Raw genomic sequence first — 20,090 nt, forward strand, 5'->3', positions numbered from 1 at the left:
ACAGCGTGATGATAACAAAAGAAAAACAGACTCAAATCACACAGCAGCGGTTGGCAGCCCTTTACCAGGCAATAACCGAAAATGGCGATGCCAAAAGTGCTGATAAGCTGCTGCAAATCTATGAAAAATTGAATAATCGGGAGTTTATGATCAGTTTTACTGGTCATTTTTCTGCCGGCAAGTCCTCAATGATCAATCATCTTCTCGGAAAATCAATCCTGCCAAAGAGTCCGATACCAACAAGTGCAAACGTCGTTAAAATAAAGTCCGGCAGAGGATCTGCACGTGTCTATACGGACGAGGGGGCAACTTTTGAATATGAAGAACCATATGATATCGATATCATAAAGGAATATGCGAAAAATAAAGGCAATATCAAAGAAATCGAGATAAGCACAAAAGAGGCGATTTTGCCTGATGGTTGTACGATTATCGATACACCCGGCATTGATGCCGCAGATGATGCGGACCGATTAATTACCGAATCTTCATTACATCTTGTGGATGCCCTGTTTTATGTCATGGATTATAATCATGTCCAGTCAGAAGTTAATTTGCATTTCCTAAAAAAAGCGCAGGATTATGGGATACCTGTGTACATGATTATTAACCAGATCGACAAACACAACGAACAGGAGCTAACTTTTAAGAATTTCGTCGAAAAAATTAAACAAACGTTTGATCAATGGGGTATTCACCCGGAAATAATCTATTATTCTTCTTTGATTGAGGCCAATGCTCCTCATAACCAGATCGATGATATTAAAATGAAACTGTTTTATTTGCTTGATACACAGAGTAACGACTTATTTAATATCGAACGATCTGTTAACCAGGTTATTGACGAGCATAAAGATTATTTGTATCAGCTTTATGAAAACGAAGCGGCAGAAATGGAACTGAGAGATGGAGATGATCCAGCAGATGTTTTAGTGCGCCTGGATGAGCTGCATGCTGAAATCTCACGTTTAAACAGCATACCGGATCAGATGGAAAAAGATTTCCGCAACGACTTGAACACCACTTTGAAAAATGCCTACCTGATGCCGGCAAAACTGCGTGATACTGTCCAATTATTTTTGGAATCCCAGCAGAGTGATTTTAAAGTCGGGTTGTTTGGGTCAAAGAAAAAGACGGAGGAAGAACGCTATAAACGGGTGGATGATCTGTTAAATGGATTACAACAAAATATCGAGGCGTCAGTACAATGGAGGCTTCGTGATAAATTGCTGAATCTGCTGCAAGAATATGGCCTTTATAATCAGGAATTAACACAGAAAATTCAAAATATATCAGTCAGCTATGATTCCGGCTCCCTAAAAGCGTTAATCAAACCTGGTGCAACAGTGAATGGTGACTATATTCTGCGCTATACCGAAGATATCAGTCATGATGTGAAGCAAGCATATAAACAGGAAGCGCTGAAACTTTGGGAGTCCGTTCATGATGAAATATCACGGAAAATAGCCAATGAATCAGCCGCATATGAGTCCGAACGTGATGAACTGGAGCAAATTTATATGCAGCAGGAGAAGCAGGAAACGTTAAAAAATGAACTCCAGCAAAAAATTCATAAAGTGGATGCAGCCTTTGCGGATCCAGAACCGGAATTGGATACTTTGAAATTCATGGAAAATAACTTGGCAGTCAAACAAGTATCCATCACACAAGCGGAATTTTTTCCAGTTCTAGAGACAAGCGAACCCGCTATTGTGGAAATGACTGATCAGCCAGCAGAAAAACCAGCGTATCCGACCCGCCATATATTTTCTGATTTGGAAAATACAATAAATACGATTTCAGGCTTGCCCGGGTTCCAGTCTATTATGGATGATTTGAATCGAAAATATGACAGGCTGAACAACCGGTCATACACAATCGCTCTATTTGGCGCATTCAGTGCCGGGAAATCATCCCTGGCTAACGCATTGATCGGGGAACATGTTCTTCCATCGGCGCCTAACCCGACAACAGCAGCTATTAACCGCATACATCCGGTTTCTGAACAAAAGAGGCATGGAACTGTAGTCGTTAAAATGAAAGACGAAACGACGCTTGTTAAAGATCTGACATCACTGATCAGTCACTTTTCACCCAAAGAAGGTAATCTTGATGAATTACTGGAATGGATAACCGAACACGGTATTCATCAGAGTGACCAATTGCATAAAACGCATCAGGCATACTTGACTGCCATCTTAAATGGCTATGATTACAGCAGAGCTGCAATCGGACAGGAACAAACAATTCGTTTAGACGATTTTGCCGCTTATGTGACAGATGAAACAATTGCTTGTTATCTTGAGTCGGTTGATCTTTATTACGATTGTTCATTGACCAGGGAAGGGATTACACTGGTTGATACACCCGGCGCTGACTCAATCAATGCCAGACATACCAATGTCGCATTTGATTATATTAAATATGCTGATGCAATCCTTTATGTCACTTATTATAATCATGCCTTTTCACGCGCTGATAAAGAATTTCTGATGCAGCTGGGAAGGGTGAAAGATGCCTTTCATCTGGATAAGATGTTTTTTATCATGAATGCTTCCGACCTTGCAGAGGACACTTCAGAACTTCGCATGGTGCAGCAATACATTGAAGAACATCTGACTGCTTTAGGCATCCGTTTCCCAAGACTGTTTCCGGTTTCGAGTAAACAATCGCTTGAGGAGAAACGACATGATAAAGCGTTAAACGATCAAATGAAAACCTTTGAAGTGTCATTCGACCATTTTATCCATCACGAATTAGCTTCTATCACCATTCAGTCAGCTATCCGGGATATTCACAGGGCAAAACAGGCAGTGCGGCAGTATCTGGATTCTCTGCAGATGAATGCTGCAGAAAAAGAACAGGCACGTATAAAATTAATGGAAAAACAATCGTCACTGAAAGGGCTGGCTGACGAAATTGACACTGGTTTATATGAGCAGAAAATCAGCCAAAAGCTCGAGAAGCAATTATATTATGTACTTGAGCGTCTGTCGATCCGGTTTCATGATTTATTCAAGGAAACCTTTAACCCGGCAACCATTACGGGATCGGGCAAAGAGGCTAAACAGCAACTGGAAAACAGTTTATGGAACCTCCTTGATTACACCGGTTACGAGCTGTTACAGGAGTTGCGTGCGGTTTCGCTGCGTATCGAATCATTTATATATGATTTGAAACAAGAGGTTTACCTTGAATACACCCATAAAAGCAGCGATATCGACAATGCTTTTATGCCTCCTGACTTTGAAGAATCGGAGCTGTCGACACCTGATTATGAACAGGCATTTATAAATCTTGATGCACAGACATTTGATAAAGAGTTGAAGCATTTTAACGGGACAAAAGCATTTTTTGTCAAAAATGAAAAAGAAACTATGAAAGAAAGTTTGTTTGATCGGCTATATCCTTTTGCGGATGCTTATATTGCTGAAAATCACAAAACGATGCATACATCCTATATTAATCAGTGGAACGACATGATGAACTCTATGCAACAATTTATTGCCGGGTATGCTGAAAGCTATATAGATAATCAGCTGCGCATGATCAGTGATCAGTCGGTGGACATCGGCACCTTACGCAAAAAACACGAACAGCTTGCTTCAATTTTAACTGAATATGAGGAGATGAAAGCAGAATGACGACAAAGCAGCATAACATAATGCTCGTGGATGGAATGGCGTTACTTTTCCGCGGATTTTTTGCCACGGCATTCCGCGGAAATTTCATGAAAACCAAGAATGGCATGCCGACCAATGGTGTCTATCAATTTATGCGGTATTTTCTTGATGCAGCAAACAAATTCGCCCCGTCGCACGTTATTTGCTGTTGGGATATGGGGAGCAAAACGTTCCGGACGGATTTATATGACGGCTACAAGGCAAATCGCTCAGAGCCGCCGGAGGAGCTGGTCCCACAATTCAATCTCGTTAAAGAGGTTGTGGAAGCCTTCAATATTCCCAATGTCGGACTGGAAAATTTTGAAGCCGATGATTGCATGGGTACACTGGCGAGGCACTATGCTAAAGACCATGATGTTCTGATTGTAACCGGCGACCAGGATATTTTACAGCTTGTTGATGATGGGATCCGGGTAGCCATCATGCGCAAAGGGATCGGGAACTATGAAATCTTTGAAAAGGAAACGTTCGTCGATCAAAAAGGTATTCATCCGCGGCAAATTATAGACTTAAAAGGGCTAATGGGTGATACATCGGATAACTACCCCGGCGTTAAAGGAATTGGCGAAAAAACGGCCCTAAAGCTTATTCAGGAATATGAATCGATTGACCGGATTCTCGAAAATATCGATAGGCTGCCAAAAGGTGCGCAAAAGAAAATCCGGGAGAACACAGAAATGCTTCATTTATCAAGACAGCTGGCAGAAATCAGGTGTGATCTTCCGGTCAGCTGTACACTGGATGATGCATTATGGCAATATGATAAACGTCTTGTCGAAGAAAAATTAGCAGATTTGGAATTTGATAATCTAGCAAAACTGATTCGTTAAAGCGCGTGTTCAAAAAGGGGGATAGCGACTGTTTGAACATCCTCTTAACCTGGCTTTTATCGAATTCCAAAGGTAGGAGCCGGATTTTGTTAATAAAGAGCATTATCAAAGTTGGATATTAAAGAAACACGGGGTGAATTCAGTGCCAAAAGTATTTGTTTATGGAACCCTGAGACGAGGCGGGAAAAATCATCATTTATTGAATGATTCACAGTGTATATTTCAGCAATGTTTTGTAGAGGGGAAGCTATACGACAGCAGCAGTGGTTATCCTGTTATGAAGCAAAATACATCCGGTCAAATCTGCGGCGAACTCTATGAAGTAACAGAACCCCAGCTTGCTGAGATTGACCGATTGGAAGGATATAAGGAAAACGGTTCTGATAACTTGTTTGAATGCAAGCTTCTGCCGGTTTATAACGATAAAGGTGCTCAATACAATGCTTTCGTTTATGTGGCGGGAGAAGCGTTCAATCAAGTTTCTGAGTTGATTTCATCCGGGGATTGGCTGGTCTACAACTATTTGAAGCAGAGTAGCCTGCTTTATTTCGCATACGGATCGTGCATGGACGATGAACGGCTAAAAAAAGCGAGTGTGGACCATCATTTTAAGGATGTGAGAGGGAAAGGAGTTTTGGAAGGCTTCGAATTTCAATTCTCCCGAAATACCGATGATGGCGGCAAGGCAGATTTGGTGGAAAATACGCGAGGAAAAGCTGAGGGAAAAGTTTACGATATCCCGTATGATGCCGTTGACTATTTGTATGAACGGGAAGGTGTTCGTGCCAATTCATACAGACCCGCCGTCGTTCCGGTTTCAATCAAAGGCTCTGTCTATCAGACTCTGACATTTATAGGAGTCAGCAAATCGCCCGAGATGGCCCCGACGAAACTATATGGTACGGAAATTATCAGAGGCGGAGAGGGTTATTTAAGTGATGACTATTTACGGAAAATCCGGGAAAAGATTAAGTTTTTGAGCGAATGATGCTGCTTTCATTACGTTCAGTGACATGATAAGCCCCCTTATGGGGAATGGTAATATTAAACAGTTCGAAAAGAAGGTGTTTATTATCGTTTTTACTCAGCAGGAACTAAATGACTGGCGAAATAAAATCCCGATAATGAGGGACATAATGGATTTAAAACCTGTATTCTGGATGAACCCTAATCTGAAAAATATGAACGAGACGCCATCGTTTCCATTAACGCGGGACGATATAGAAGAAGCAGAGTTGCTTTGGCAGCGCTTTGCACCCTTTTTGGAAAATGAATTTCCTGAGACAACTGAAACAAACGGGATGATTGAATCACCTCTTAAACGAATCAATCATATGAAGGAAAGTTATTTCACTGCAATAGATGGAGCGTTGTATTTGAAGTGCGATCATGAGTTGCCGATTGCAGGATCTATAAAAGCCAGAGGCGGTATTTACGAAGTCCTGCAGTATGCCGAAAAGTTGGCATTGGAATCTGGGCTGGTGCAAAAAAATGATAATTACGCTATGTTTTCAAATGAACGGTTCAAATCGTTTTTCAGTCAGTATTCAATCGGGGTTGGATCAACCGGGAATTTAGGGCTGAGCATCGGTATTATCGGCGCAACACTTGGTTTCAATGTCTCCGTATACATGTCAATTGACGCGAAACAATGGAAAAAGGATTTGCTTCGTAAAAATGGTGCTGAAGTATTGGAATTTGAAGGTGATTTCAGTGAAGCCATTTCTGCAGGCAGAGAAAAGACGATAGCGGATCCCAAAGGTTATTTCGTTGATGATGAAGACTCCAGGCATTTATTTTTAGGCTACAGTGTTGCTGCTCTGAGGCTTGAAAAACAGCTGAAGCGGGAAAACATTACAGTTGATGCAGACCATCCATTATTTGTTTATCTTCCTTGTGGTGTCGGCGGATCACCGGGAGGTATCGCTTTTGGGCTGAAACAGGTTTTCGGTGATCATGTTCATTGCTTTTTTGCTGAACCGACCCATTCACCATCTGTACTAGTTGGTCTTGTAACCAGGGAAATGGACCGCGTCAGTGTACAGGATTTCGGTATTGATAACCGGACAGAAGCGGATGGATTGGCTGTTGGACGGCCTTCTGAGTTTGCAACAGCAATCAGTGATCAATTGGTGAGCGGAATTTATACACTGGAAGATAATGAATTGTACCGGCTGTTGGCCATGCTTGCCGATACTGAAGGGATTTACCTTGAACCATCAGCAACAGCAGGGATCCCGGGTCCCCAGCAAATAACCCCGTATGTCAAAAAATATGCTATCGATTTTAGCAATGCCACTCATATTGCATGGGCAACCGGCGGATCGCTTGTACCTGAAAACGATATGGAAATGTTTTATAATAAAGGAAAGAGTTTAAGGTAGGAAGGTTGTTTTATATGAAAGTGGCACAGAACATGACAGAGTTAATCGGAGAGACCCCGGTTGTACAGTTGCATCATATTGTACCGGAAGATGCAGCTGATATATTTTTGAAGCTGGAATCGTTTAATCCAACCAAAAGTGTTAAAGACCGGGCTGCCTACAGCATGATTAAAATGGCAGAAGACGAAGGGCTAATCAAGTCAGGTGCGACAATTATTGAACCGACGAGCGGCAACACCGGGATAGGGCTCGCTATGAACGCTGCTGCAAAAGGCTATCGGGCTATTATGGTTATGCCTGACAACAGTACACAGGAACGCCGTAATATTTTGAAGGCTTTTGGAGCAGAAGTCGTGCTAACTCCCAGTGAAGCAAAAATGCCGGGTGCAATCAGAAAAGCAGAAGAACTGAACAGGGAAATACCAAACAGTTTCATCCCACAGCAGTTTGAAAATCATGCCAATCCCGATATCCACCGCAAAACGACTGCTTTGGAAATCTTTGAACAGATGGATGGAGAACTGGGTGCGTTTGTGGCGACTGCTGGAACGGGTGGAACCATCACCGGAACGGGTGAAGTGTTAAAAGAAAAAATCCCCGGCTTGCATATTGCTGTTGCCGAACCAGAAGGGTCTCCCGTATTGTCAGGAGGAAAGCCGGGCTCACATAAACTAGTTGGCACGAGTCCGGGGTTTGTACCGGATATTCTAAATACATCCGTTTATGATGAAATTCTCCAGATTGTTGATGAAGATGCGGTCGATATGTTTAAAACACTTCCACGCGAGGAAGGAATATTCATCGGTCTATCAGGTGCGGCGGCAGTGTTTGCAGCAGTAAAAGTTGCCAAACGGCTTGGAAAAGGCAAAAAAGTATTATGCATGGCACCTGATACAGGGGAACGTTATTTAAGTATGAATCTCTTTGATGAGTGAGCAGTTTTATCAGCTGCTCATTTTTCAGCTTTTTGTATATGACCCACTCCAATAATAAATCCGCGGTAACCCCCAATAAAGCCAGTAATCCTGAATGAGATAACCCCCGACAAATAGAATCATCTGCCAATCAAGCTGCTTCATTTCATTGCTCCTTTCTCTTACTGATAATTCTATTTTTTTGTAAACCTGTCTAAGAACTGTATTTTCAAGGCGTCTGTAACGAATTATTCCAAAGATGCATACTGTACTGATGAAGTTTGATTCAGACAGGGGGAGAATCGATGTATCCGACAAATCCATATTTTAATAACATGTATCCATATGCTTACCATCCATATGATACTCCGCAGTTCCATTATCAAAATGTGATGTATCCCGATGCCCGGCAGCAGTCTATCAGCGGCACAGCCACATGGACAGAAGGAGGGCAGATTACCAAATGCGGTATTCCGTGGTCAGATAATCTATATATGACTGCGGCAGTAGGCGAGAATTCCCCGTACCAATGCGGCCAGATATTGTTAGTCAGTTATCCTGTCACCGGAAGATCCATGTTGGTGGAAGTTGTTGATCAGGTGCCAGGGTATCCAAATAATCGTCTTAACGTACATCGCAGAGTGTTTGAAACATTGGGTGTCAATCCACAGAAAGGCGTGATTGATATCCAAATTACGCCCGTATCACAGGTTGAGCAGCAGCAGTGGGGAAGATACTTACTTGAAATAACACAAACAGCCTATCCAAGTTATAATGTAACTGAATATAGCCTTCTGAGCACAACAGAGGAATCCGTATCACGGACGAGGGAAACTTATGAATTCAGCCTTCAGTCAGCTCAGGAAACCATCACAGTACGTGCTAGTGTTATTTATAACCCGAATAACAACCGGATTATTTCGTTTAATGTGAATGAAGTATAACGCCCATGCGACTTACGTATTGAGATTTCACCTGTACTTGAAATTAAATGGGCAGTAATTAAGTCATAGAGTAGAATTATGGGGGCGGCAACATGGCCGTTATAAGGGCAACGAATAAGCATATCAACCTGTTAGCAGGGGTTGCTTAGAGCCGAAGCGGTCGGAGAAGGTAAACTGGGCATGCTGCATGTTGGTACTGTAACTGTCGGGCGACTGTCCGGCAACCTGGTATGATCAACCCTTGGTGGGTCGCTATAAACTGCATTTTAAAGTCAAAGGACAAAGTCAATCATATAAATACTGATGGTGTGTTATAAACCGGGGCGGAAAACCAATTCTTAATTTTACTGGGGAATCTGGAATATCGCCCTGTTTCATTTTTGCTTCTAGTTTACATAACATATATTATCAGAAGTTGTTACGAGGAAAGTTATTTTGTTTCACTGATTGTCTCATTTTAAAGTATACTTTTGATAGTGGGACAAATGATGAAAAAATACGTTACAAGTTTATAATTTTGATGTATTATTTATTGTTTTTCTCCCGAGTATTTTGCATTCGGTATGAAATGTGCGCACCATCTAACAATTCAGTCAAACTGATTACCGTTGCGCATCATTACAGATCAATCATTAATGATTTCATAATGGATGCTGCAGAGTATTCAACATTTGTATAAAAATCGTTCGTAATAAAGAACATATTAATTTTAGTGAATTATCCAAATCTTTTGCTTTTAGAATTATGTTGTCCAATCCAAAAGTGAATTACCCCCTCCTCCCTTCTTTTCTTACCTGAAGTTAAAGTGGACGGACAATATTAAAAGCAGCCAACATAATGACTGCTTTTATTTACTCCAGTTCAACTTTATTCAGGGGTTCTTTTGCCGGCCCTTCAATGACCTCGCCGTTATAGGAATAGCGCGATCCGTGACATGGGCAGTCCCACGTCCGGTCACCTGAGTTCCAGTTTACTTCACAACCAAGATGTTTGCATGTTGTATCAATAGCATACAGCTGATTATCCTGACTTTTATAGACACCTGTACGTTTGCCTTTAATTCTGGTCACTGTTGCATCATCCGGCTCCAGGTCTTTAATATTATCGTTTGTATATTCAAGTTTCCCGCTGATCAGATGTTTGGCAACATCAGCATTCATTCTGGCAAATTTCCGTACTGAAGGGTCAGCCTGAAAACGTGATGGCGTGAACAGGTCACTGTAGGGATTATCGTTACCAAGGATCCGGTCGGTTATAATTTTCGCTGCGATTGTACCGTTTGTCATTCCCCATTTGCGATAACCGGTTGCAACATAAACATTTTCCTCATTCTTGGTAACCGATCCGATATACGGGAGCTTGTCCATCGTTGTTAAATCCTGGGCTGACCATCTGTATACAAATTCAGAAATGCCAAAATGTTTTTCGGCATAATCTTGAAGTGCTTCATAATGTTTCATTGTTGATTTACCTTGGCCTGTTTTATGATTTTCGCCGACAATCAGCCACAAATCCTCCCCATCCATGTTCACCGATCTGATTGAGCGTGATGGTGATTCAGCATTTATATACATTCCACCCGGAAATTTTTCCGGTGTTTTGACTGCAATAATATAGGCGCGTTCCGGATACATCCGGGTCGGATAAAACCCCTGCCCGTCATAAAATGGATAATGGGATGCCTGAATCACATAATTGCAATTAATGCGGCATTCGTCTCTGGTAATAATTGTTGGGTGTTTGTTGTATTCGATATCCACTGCTGTTGTGTTTCCATATATTTGTAAACCATTGTTAACAGCTTCATCTACCAGCACTTTTAAATATTTTAGCGGGTGAAACTGAGCCTGATTTTTCATTTTCAGGACGGATTTAACTGGTATATCAAGCGGCATGCTATTAATTAGTTCACCTGGAATATCAAGCTGATCGTAGGCTTTCTTTTCCGTTTCGAGCTGGGGCACGTACTCGTCCGAATTTGTAAAAATATATGCATCTTCCTGACTGTAATCACAGTCTATATGATGTGTTTGTATGGTGTCTTCAATGAGTTTTTTAGCATCCATGCAGGCCTGATAATACAGGGAAGCTTTCTCCGCTCCAAAATGCTGGATGAATTCATCATAGATCATACCGTGCTGGGCGGTTATTTTGGCTGTTGTATGACCAGTAACCCCATTTAACAGGTCACCTGCATCGATAAGTGTAACTTTTATGCCTTCTTTACTCAGCAAATAAGCTGCTGTAATGCCGGTAATCCCACCCCCGACAATTGCTGTGTCCGTTTTAATAGATTCTTTCAGTTTTGGAAAATCTGGAAAGGAAATAGAATCTTTCCAGAAAGTTTGTGGAAACTGCGGCATGTTTTCAGCGTTTGGCATATTATCAATCCTTCCAGATACCTTTATAGTGCTGTTTTTTAGTTTCACTCACGAATCAGATTTTATTCCGATAATCTTGATTTAAAGACAAAATAAAAAACCGGGCAGTTCACCCGATTCCTATTTTAATTCCAGTAATTTTGTTTTCAGTTCTTTCTCCATACCTGTCAGCTCTTTTTCTGCCTGGTGGCGTTTCTCTCTTCCTTCTGTTTGAATCTGTATTGTTTCTTCGATGGTAGTCAGCAAGTTTTCCTGCGTTTGTTTCAACGTTTCGATATCAACAAGTCCCCGCTCGTTTTCTTTTGCTGTTTCGGTGGAGTTGGTCTTTAGCATTTCGGAATTTTTTAAGAGCAGATCATTCGTTGTTTGAGACACTTGCTTCTGAGCTTCCATGGCATGGCGCTGTCTGATAAGTGTAAGAGCTATGGCAATCTGGTTTTTCCAAAGCGGTATCGCGGTCAAAATGGAAGACTGGATTTTTTCAACAAGTGCCTGATTCGTGTTTTGAATTAACCGGATCTGCGGCGCACTTTGGGTTGTGATCTGACGGCTCAGCTTCAGGTCATGTATACGCTTGTCCAGGCGTTCGGCGAATTGCATCATGTCATTTACTTCCTGTACATCCATCTGGCTGCCGGACTGTTCAGCCTTCTGTTTTAATCTGGGGATAAGCTGCGTTTCCAAATTTTCACGCTTCAGCTCTCCTGCTGCAATGTAAATATTTAGCGCATCAAAATATTCTTTGTTCTTGTCAAACACCTCTTGCAGCATATCATTGTCTTTAGTCAGAACACTTTTATAGTTATCCAGCTTTACACCGATCCTGTCAATTTGAGCACCAGTTTTCTGGTATCTCGATAGAATTTCGTTTACGGAGTTCGAAATTTTGCCAAACATTCGCGATAAAACACTGCGTTTCTCCGGCTTAAGCTCATCCGGATTGACCTGTTCCAGTTTTTTCATCAGATCTTCCAGTATACCGCCGATTTCACCCGTATCATTTTTTTGCACATGTTCCAGCATCGAATGTGAAAAATTGAGCAGCTTCGATTGTGCCTCGGTTCCATATTGAGTGATCGACTGATAATTGTTAGGGTCAATCTGATCAGCCAGCTGGAGAGCTTTCTGCCGGCTTTCTTCAGGCAATTTATCGATCAGTTCGCTTGGATTGTCTTTTTCGTTGCCAGGAACGTTTCGGGTTTCCTGTTCTCCAAACGGATTTGCCAGCAGGTCGTCAATGTCAGCAGATTGTTTTGATTGGTTCTGTTCGTTCATTTCAATGCCTCGCTTTCGTTTTTGTGTGCTTGTCGATAGGACTGGTTGGCCACATCCAGTTCGAATTGAAGCGTGTTCACGTCGTCATTCAGCATCACGTGCAGATCTTTTTTGATGATACCGTCCATGGTAGTGATGGTTTCTCTTGTTTCCCCCAGCGCTTCATTTATTTCTTTAGATCGGGATGGCTGTGATTTTAGATAAGCATATTTTTCCATTAACGCAACAAGGGAGTCCAAATGTTTATAGTAAAAGGGTTCAGCCTGATAAAATCGTTGAGGTTCCTTTTTTGTGTTGGCGTAAATCTTCCGGACTGTTACAAGTATTTCGAAATATTGTCTTGCCTGATGCCAACTCCGGACACTTTTTAATGTCCGCTGCAGGCGCTTTATTTTTTCGTCTGCTTCGATAAGATTTTCGTTGATATACTTATATTCTTTTCGGTTCAGCCCTTTTTGTTTTAAAAAGCGATAGTGCATGATCTGTTTTGTCAAAAAATAACTGGCGCCCCCGCCAATGAGAGCATACAAGCCCGACATCATAAAGGCGGCGTTATAAGCAAAAAAACTGATCAGACCGGTTACTACAGCTGTCGAGGTGCCAATTGCTGTCTGAAATATAAATTGAAAAAATCGTCGCATATGTGTCAGCTCCCATTATTGATGAATAAAGACCTCTGCTATCAATATTCAGTCTACACTATAATTACGTACAAGTTCAGCAAAAAGTTTCATGATTTTCATTTAAATATGAGCTTGTCTCATTTTTCAATTGTACTGCGGAATATGAATAACATTTATAGTTTTTCAAACAAAAAAGAACTGAAAACAAATTATTTGCTTTCAGTTCTTTTTTGATTTAACAATTAGCTGCTTTCCTTTTTATACTGTGCTCTTGACCGATATTGCTGTGGTGCTCTTGCCGGATATCCAACTGGAATACTGTAAAAATGAATCAGCCGTGTAAATGGTATCGAAGCAAATAAACCAAAACCCAGCAGTGTATGGACCTTGAAAATTAACGGTATATTCGTCATAAGCTCATACTGCGGATTTAAGACGAATAAACTTCTGAACCACGGTCCGATAGCTGAACGGTAGTCAAACTCCTCAGGTGTAAAATTTCCAAATATGGTCATGTACGTCCCTACACCCGCGATAATCAGAAGTGCGATTACGGAATAGAAATCCGCAAAAGTCGCATGCACTCTGACCGGATCAAACACCATTTTCCGGATCAGGAGAATAATCAGCCCGGCAATCATCACTATACCGGCAAGAGAGCCGCCATAGACAGCACCCATATGGTATAATTGGTCAGAAACCCCCAGTACTTCATAGACTTTCATTGGGACAACAATCCCCATTATGTGACCGAAAAAAGCAAAGATTACTCCCCAGTGAAACAAGGGTGAGCCAAAGCGAAGCCATTTTTTTTCAAAGAACTCCGTCGATGGAGCCGCCCACGTCAATTGGCGAAATGCAAAGCGGTATAATAAGCCAAGAACCATAATAATTAAGCTTGCATAAGGGAAAATAACCCACCAGAAAATGTCACTCACGCGTTAACCCTCCTTTTGGCAAAGGGGCCAGGGAGAAGGCTGATCCTTCATCACTGGCAGCCCTCTCTTTACCCATACATGATTGGATACGGCAACTCTTCCAAATCTGCTTCCTCCCGATCAAATTCCAATCTTTGAATTTCCTGTTTGGTTGGCTTTGGAAGTACCACCTCCATTAAAAGGTACAAAAAGTTGAAATATGGATTCTCATCGGGCAGATTGTTCATGATTCGCTGAACTGCAACTGCAAGCCGCCTTACTAACCGTTCATTATCCTGGCTTTCCGGCGCCACGGCCAGAAATTCAAACAGCATTGGTATATAATCGGCAAGATCCTCATCGATCCTCTCATAGCCGGCCTGATTAATAATTTTTTGCAATCTGATCAGGGCGGCGCCCCTTTTGTTACTGTCACCGAGCTCGTGCGCAGTTAGATAGAGGCCATTTTTAGCTCTCAGATCAAAGGTTGACACATATAACTTTCTTAGGTCTTCAAGTGTGAAGAGGTTAAAAGTTGTTACAATGGTGTTAAGCCTATTGCGCAAATCGGCAGATGTTATATCTTCTTCGATGCAGTCATAAATATCATTTAGTCCGCTTCGGAAATCATCAGCCGGATATGCCAGCAATCGAGACCCTATTACAAGCAATGTGCGTTCCTGGCTATCCATTATCTATTCCCTCCGATAAGGTATGCCATACCCTCAGGCGGTGCCAGGTCCTCCAGACTGCATGCTCCCTGTTCATAATAAAGGTTATCATCCATTTCTCTTCTCCCCGTTGGAATGACAAACCGTTCATTATATTTGGCAATTCCTAATAAACGAGCCATATCCTCAAGTTCCTCAGGCGTAGTGTTCGCTTCTTTCAGTAATTCACTTTGTCTGAATTCGTCAATGCCACCGACTGTTTTTCCACGCATATGAACCCGCATGGCTGTTAATTTAAGCAGTACTTCCCGGATGAGCTTGGTATCATCAGCCGCCAGTATGGAAGCAAGATATTCCACAGGGATCCGCATTTGGTCTATGGCAGGAATATAACCGTCTGTATTTAAGTCATCTTCATTTGTTATATGATTCATGATTGGGCTAAGCGGCGGCACATACCAGACCATTGGCAGTGTGCGGTACTCCGGATGCAGCGGCAGTGCTATTTTCCATTTCATGGCCATTTTGTACACTGGTGACTTTTGTGCACTCTCAATCCATTCATCATTAATGCCTGCTTTCTTTGCTTCTTCAATCACCTCAGGGTCGAACGGATCCTGGAATACAGAAAGCTGAGATTCGTATAGGTCTTGCGGATCCTCGACAGATGCCGCTTCTTTTACTTTATCTGCATCGTACAGCACGACACCGATATAACGGATGCGCCCGACACATGTTTCTGAACAAATCGTTGGCAGACCCGCTTCAGTCCGAGGATAGCAGAAGTTACATTTTTCTGCTTTGTGTGTGTTCCAATTATAATATACTTTGTGGTATGGACATCCGCTCATGCAGAAGCGCCATCCCCGGCATGCTTCCTGGTCAACCAGGACAATGCCATCTTCATCCCGTTTGTACAATGCTCCTGAAGGACAGGAAGCAACACAAGAAGGGTTCAGGCAGTGTTCGCAGATTCGCGGCAGATACATCATAAATGTTTTCTCATATTCCATCGAGATGTGATCCTGCAATTTCTCGACTGTCGGGTCCTGCGATACTATTTCAGTACCGCCTGCCAGGTCATCGTCCCAGTTAGAGCCCCATTCCGGCTTGTCGATAAATTCACCTGTAATGACGGATTGCGGTCTTGCTACAGGCAAATTTTCGCTCTTTGGGCTGTTAATTAAATTCTCGTAGTTATATGTCCATGGCTCATAATAATCGTCCATCGTTGCCATGTCCGGGTTGTAAAAGATGTTCATCAGCTTGGAAATTGGTCCCCCGGCTTTCAGTTGCAGTTTCCCGTTTTTCAGCGCCCATCCGCCTTTGAAGCGTTCTGTGTCTTCCCAGCGCTTCGGATAGCCGGTGCCTGGACGTGTTTCAACATTATTAAACCACATGTACTCAGTTCCTGGCCGGTTTGTCCACGTATTTTTACATGTTACAGAACATGTATGGCACCCGATACATTTGTCCAAATGCATCACCATTGCGACCTGTGCTTTAATTTTCAAGCCAATCTACCTCCTTCAAAGCTCTGATAACAGCTATTGTATCCCGCTGATGGCCGGTTGGACCGTAATAATTAAATCCATAGCTCAATTGCGAATAACCGCCGATCATATGTGTCCCTTTAAGTGTCACCCTAGTTACACTGTTGTGGGTTCCCCCGCGTTTTTTATTGATTGATGTAGCGGGTACTCCCAACGTCCGGTCCTGTGCGTGATACATATAAGCCATTCCTTTTGGTATCCGGTATGTGACAACGACTCTTGCTGCAATGGCCCCATTCCGGTTATAAACTTCCACAAAATCGTTATCCTTGAGGTCGATGGAAGCCGCATCATCTTCATTCATCCAAATTGTTTGCCATCCTCTGAATAATGTTGACATATGGGTTGTGTCCGTAAACATGGTATGGATGCCCCATTTTTGGTGTGGTGTCAGATATCTGACCGTAATTGATTTATTTTCGTTTTCATCCACACCCTCTTCTTTCTTAAGAAATGGTCCATATCTTAGTGGCGGCAAATACAATGGGAGCCCTTCGCCATAGTCGAGCATCATCTCATGATCGAGATAGAAACTTTGCCGTCCCGTCAATGTGCGCCACGGGATATTGTATTCTGTGTTCACGGTGAACGGCGAATAACGGCGATTGTTTTTTTCCAGACCGCTCCATACCGGTGTTGAAATGGCACTGCGCGGCTGGATGCTTAAGTCTCTTAGTGTATGGTCCTCCTCCGCACGAGAGCTGGCAATATCCTCCAGTTTTTGTCCGGTTTTGGCTTCAAGCGATTTCCATCCGGCAACAGCCCTTTTGCCGTTTGTTGCACCGGACATTGCCAGAATGGCGTTAACAGCCTGTTCGTCAGAATATAAATCCGGATGGTCTTTTCCGATACCTTCCCGACGTGATTTACCAAGTCTTGTACCCAGTTCATCAAAGACTTCTTCACCAGGTATGGTTACCCCTTTGCCGCCATAGCCCTGTTTGATTAGCGGACCGATGGTGGTCATTTTCTGGTAAACATTCGGGTAATCACGTTCCACGACTTTCATACTTGGCATTGTTCTACCTGGTATGGCATCAACTTCCCCTTTACGCCAATCCTTGACTTTTCCGAGCGATTGGGCAATTTCTCCTGGTGTATCGTGCCCAAGCGGGGAAGCCACTAATTCTTCAGTTTTCGGCAGATGTTTTTCGGCGAGCTCCGAAAATACTCTGCTGATCTCGCGGAATGTGTTCCAGTCGCTTTTTGCTTCCCATGGCGGTGAAATGGCTGCATTGAATGGATGGACGAACGGATGCAGGTCGGTACTGCTGATATCGTTTTTTTCGTACCATGTTGCAGCAGGCAGTACAATGTCGGAAAACAGACCTGAGCTTGTCATACGGAAATCTACACTGACCAGTAAATCAGCTTTTCCAACAGGTGCTTCACTTTCTGTTTTAACAGTTTCAGGCTGCCATGAGTTTTCTGGTTCAGCCATTACCTGGTTGTCGCCGCCGACCAGGTGTCTGACAAAAAATTCGTGTCCTTTGCCACTGTCTCCAAGCAGGTTGGACCGCCAGTTAAAGAATACTCTAGGGAAGTTTCGCGGATCGTCCGGATTTTCAATTGCCCAATCGATTTTTTCATCTTTAATTTGGCTGACAATGTCGTCGATAATTTCCTGTTCACTTTCTGCACCCCGCTCCTTGCTTTCTTTTACAAGATCAATTGAATTCTGTGAAAACTGCGGGTACGAAGGAAGCCAGCCAAGCCGTGCTGATAAAGCGTTCAAATCAGCCGGGTGCATCGCATTATATTTGCTTCCCCATTCTGTTTTTTCGTTATCGTCCGGAAGAGCTTCGTAACGGAATTGGTCTGTCACGAAGTAAAAATAGGATGTGCCGTTTTGATGGCGCGGGGCTTTCTGCCAATCACCGGCAAAGGCGACTTGCTGCCAGCCTTCCTGAGGCCGGACTTTCTCCTGACCGACATAATGTGCCCATCCGCCGCCATTGACCCCCTGTGAACCTGTTAATAATACCAGATTCAAGATCGCACGGTAGATTTGGTCACTGTGGAACCAATGGTTGGTTCCGCCACCCATGGCAATCATCGACTTACCTTTTGTCCGTTCGGCATTATCTGCAAATTCTCTTGCTACTTTCATAACGTGTGTTTTATTTACACCTGTAATCGACTCCTGCCACGCCGGTGTGTAGGGCTTTGGATCATCATAATCAGCCGGGTAGTCGCCAGGAAGATTCCGTCCGACGCCTGTGTGTGCCATCATTAAATCATAGACGGTTGTCACCTTGAGAGTATTGCCGTCCACATCCTGTATTGTTTTGACAGGTACGCCTCGTTTGACAAGTCCTCCTTCTTTTTCAGCAAAATAAGGGAAGCTTACCATCACGGTTTCATCCGATTTATCTATAAAACTTAACTCAGGATCTATTTGACTGCCGTCCCCTTTATCTAGCTCTAGGTTCCACTTACTTCCTCCGTCCCAGCGGAAGCCCATACTTCCATTTGGTGTTTCCAGCTGACCTGCTTCATCATCCCATACCAGCGTTTTCCATTCGCCGAGTTCATGCTCGTCATTTATGTCAGATGCACGAAGGAAGCGGTCGCTGCGGTATTCACCGTCATGTTCATTTAGCATCACCAGGTACGGCAGGTCAGTATATTTCTTGGCATAAGAGTTGAAATATGGTGTTTCTCTGTCAACATAAAATTCTTTCAAAATAACGTGTGTCATGGCCATTGCAAGTGCTGCGTCCGTCCCTGCTTTTGCCGGAAGCCAAATATCGGCAAATTTTTCATATTCTGCGTAGTCCGGGCTGACACCGACAACTTTTGTACCATTATACCTTGCTTCCACCATGAAGTGAGCATCCGGGGTTCGTGTTTGCGGCAAGTTCGTCCCCCAAATAATAAAATATTTGGAGTTATACCAGTCAGCACTTTCCGGTACGTCAGTCTGCTCACCCCATACTTGCGGTGAAGCTGGCGGCAAATCGGCGTACCAATCATAAAAGCTTAAAATGGTTCCCCCAATTAATGACAGGAAACGGGTCCCTCCTGAATAACTGACCATCGACATGGCCGGAATCGGACTGAAGCCGGCGACACGGTCAGGGCCGTATTTTTTAATTGTTTGAATGCTGGCGCTGGCAATCATTTCACACATGTCTTTCCAGCTGGCGCGAACGAAGCCGCCTTTTCCGCGGGCTTTTACATATTTTTCACGTTTCACTGGATCACTGACGATGTTATCCCATGCCTCGACAGGATTTGAGCTATTATTCCGTTCTTCTTTCCACAATTCATATAAATCGCTTCGTACGTATGGGTATTTTACTCTGACAGGACTGTACGTATACCAGGAAAAGCTTGCTCCCCGCGGGCATCCGCGCGGCTCATATTCAGGGAAGTCATCTCCAGTGCTTGGATAATCCGTCTGTTGTGTTTCAGACGTGATAATACCGTCTTTCACATAAATCTTCCAGCTGCATGAACCTGTGCAATTCACGCCATGTGTTGAACGAACAATTCTATCATGCTGCCATCTTCTGCGATATATATCTTCGGAATCACGCGGACGGGGGCTTTCTTCAGTCCAGTCATCGTTAATCCGGTTTCCCGGCTTAATATGTTTTAATTTATCGAATAGTTTATTTTTGCTCTCCATCCGTTTCACCTCCTTCATGCTGTGCTTCGATAGGATTAAACCTGTCGCCCAGGATCCGGAAACTGCCTTCTCCCTCTTCAAGTTCCTCGAGGAATATTTTCAGACTTGGAACATTGGAGGCGACCAGAATTAGGCGTTCAAGCGTTTCATATGAGTTAATATCATAAATCATCTCTACAATTTTGGGGGGAATATCACCAAAACGCATTTTCAGTATGGAAAGCAAATCTTCGCGGTCATCAACTATATTTGCCTCATCTTCAAATAAAAACAAACTAATC

Annotated in this window: 14 protein-coding genes; 6 read left to right on the plus strand and 8 right to left on the minus strand. The window is 43.0% G+C overall.

What is annotated here, in order from left to right:
* Positions 1–8: 8 nt before the first annotated feature.
* The 6 genes from VK097_RS11700 to VK097_RS11725 all read left to right on the plus strand — a co-directional run bounded on the left by VK097_RS11700 (position 9) and on the right by VK097_RS11725 (position 8,755).
* Complete coding sequence (locus VK097_RS11700) at positions 9–3,644, plus strand: dynamin family protein (RefSeq protein ID WP_324212103.1); 3,636 nt, start codon at positions 9–11, stop codon at positions 3,642–3,644.
* Positions 3,641–4,513: a 5'-3' exonuclease gene (locus VK097_RS11705; RefSeq protein ID WP_324211986.1), complete on the plus strand. Its 873-nt coding sequence runs from the start codon at positions 3,641–3,643 to the stop codon at positions 4,511–4,513. The genes VK097_RS11700 and VK097_RS11705 overlap by 4 nt, the downstream gene beginning before the upstream one ends.
* A 142-nt stretch (positions 4,514–4,655) precedes the next feature.
* Positions 4,656–5,501 (plus strand): gamma-glutamylcyclotransferase, encoded by an 846-nt coding sequence (locus VK097_RS11710; RefSeq protein ID WP_324211987.1) that lies wholly within the window; start codon positions 4,656–4,658, stop codon positions 5,499–5,501.
* Positions 5,502–5,541: 40 nt separating this feature from the next.
* Positions 5,542–6,897, plus strand: coding sequence for a D-serine ammonia-lyase (gene dsdA / locus VK097_RS11715; protein ID WP_324211988.1), 1,356 nt, complete (start codon positions 5,542–5,544; stop codon positions 6,895–6,897).
* Positions 6,898–6,911: 14 nt separating this feature from the next.
* Positions 6,912–7,832: a cysteine synthase A gene (gene cysK, locus VK097_RS11720; protein ID WP_324211989.1), complete on the plus strand. Its 921-nt coding sequence runs from the start codon at positions 6,912–6,914 to the stop codon at positions 7,830–7,832.
* Between the two features lie 284 nt (positions 7,833–8,116).
* Positions 8,117–8,755: a DUF3889 domain-containing protein gene (locus VK097_RS11725; RefSeq protein WP_324211990.1), complete on the plus strand. Its 639-nt coding sequence runs from the start codon at positions 8,117–8,119 to the stop codon at positions 8,753–8,755.
* Between the two features lie 851 nt (positions 8,756–9,606).
* Here VK097_RS11725 and VK097_RS11730 read toward each other — a convergent pair.
* From VK097_RS11730 to VK097_RS11765, 8 genes are all read right to left on the minus strand, one after another.
* A complete protein-coding gene (locus tag VK097_RS11730; protein WP_324211991.1) occupies positions 9,607–11,136 on the minus strand; it encodes an FAD-dependent oxidoreductase in 1,530 nt (509 codons plus the stop codon).
* Between the two features lie 120 nt (positions 11,137–11,256).
* Entirely contained in the window at positions 11,257–12,411 is a 1,155-nt protein-coding gene (locus VK097_RS11735) for a toxic anion resistance protein (protein WP_324211992.1), read from the minus strand.
* Complete coding sequence (locus VK097_RS11740; protein ID WP_324211993.1) at positions 12,408–13,052, minus strand: 5-bromo-4-chloroindolyl phosphate hydrolysis family protein; 645 nt, start codon at positions 13,050–13,052, stop codon at positions 12,408–12,410. The genes VK097_RS11735 and VK097_RS11740 overlap by 4 nt, the downstream gene beginning before the upstream one ends.
* Before the next feature lie 224 nt (positions 13,053–13,276).
* Positions 13,277–13,972 (minus strand): respiratory nitrate reductase subunit gamma, encoded by a 696-nt coding sequence (gene narI, locus VK097_RS11745; protein WP_324211994.1) that lies wholly within the window; start codon positions 13,970–13,972, stop codon positions 13,277–13,279.
* 68 nt (positions 13,973–14,040) lie between these two features.
* Complete coding sequence (gene narJ, locus VK097_RS11750; RefSeq protein WP_324211995.1) at positions 14,041–14,643, minus strand: nitrate reductase molybdenum cofactor assembly chaperone; 603 nt, start codon at positions 14,641–14,643, stop codon at positions 14,041–14,043.
* Entirely contained in the window at positions 14,643–16,136 is a 1,494-nt protein-coding gene (gene narH / locus VK097_RS11755; protein ID WP_324211996.1) for a nitrate reductase subunit beta, read from the minus strand. Before narH ends, narJ begins: the two co-directional genes overlap by 1 nt.
* Positions 16,126–19,809, minus strand: a complete 3,684-nt coding sequence (locus VK097_RS11760; protein WP_324211997.1) for a nitrate reductase subunit alpha — start codon at positions 19,807–19,809, stop codon at positions 16,126–16,128. Before VK097_RS11760 ends, narH begins: the two co-directional genes overlap by 11 nt.
* Entirely contained in the window at positions 19,793–20,083 is a 291-nt protein-coding gene (locus VK097_RS11765) for a hypothetical protein (protein WP_324211998.1), read from the minus strand. Before VK097_RS11765 ends, VK097_RS11760 begins: the two co-directional genes overlap by 17 nt.
* Positions 20,084–20,090: the final 7 nt, after the last annotated feature.

This window comes from Lentibacillus sp., assembly GCF_035301675.1.
In the GTDB taxonomy this organism is placed as follows: Bacteria; Bacillota; Bacilli; order Bacillales; family Amphibacillaceae; genus Lentibacillus.

Excerpts from the sequence above, each read along its gene's own strand:
- VK097_RS11730 (WP_324211991.1), bottom strand. The coding sequence starts at position 11,136 with ATGCCAAACGCTGAAAACATGCCGCAGTTTCCACAAACTTTCTGGAAA.
- dsdA (WP_324211988.1), top strand. The coding sequence starts at position 5,542 with ATGGGGAATGGTAATATTAAACAGTTCGAAAAGAAGGTGTTTATTATC.
- VK097_RS11700 (WP_324212103.1), top strand. The coding sequence starts at position 9 with ATGATAACAAAAGAAAAACAGACTCAAATCACACAGCAGCGGTTGGCA.
- VK097_RS11760 (WP_324211997.1), bottom strand. The coding sequence starts at position 19,809 with ATGGAGAGCAAAAATAAACTATTCGATAAATTAAAACATATTAAGCCG.
- narJ (WP_324211995.1), bottom strand. The coding sequence starts at position 14,643 with ATGGATAGCCAGGAACGCACATTGCTTGTAATAGGGTCTCGATTGCTG.
- cysK (WP_324211989.1), top strand. The coding sequence starts at position 6,912 with ATGAAAGTGGCACAGAACATGACAGAGTTAATCGGAGAGACCCCGGTT.
- VK097_RS11705 (WP_324211986.1), top strand. The coding sequence starts at position 3,641 with ATGACGACAAAGCAGCATAACATAATGCTCGTGGATGGAATGGCGTTA.
- VK097_RS11740 (WP_324211993.1), bottom strand. The coding sequence starts at position 13,052 with ATGCGACGATTTTTTCAATTTATATTTCAGACAGCAATTGGCACCTCG.
- VK097_RS11735 (WP_324211992.1), bottom strand. The coding sequence starts at position 12,411 with ATGAACGAACAGAACCAATCAAAACAATCTGCTGACATTGACGACCTG.
- VK097_RS11725 (WP_324211990.1), top strand. The coding sequence starts at position 8,117 with ATGTATCCGACAAATCCATATTTTAATAACATGTATCCATATGCTTAC.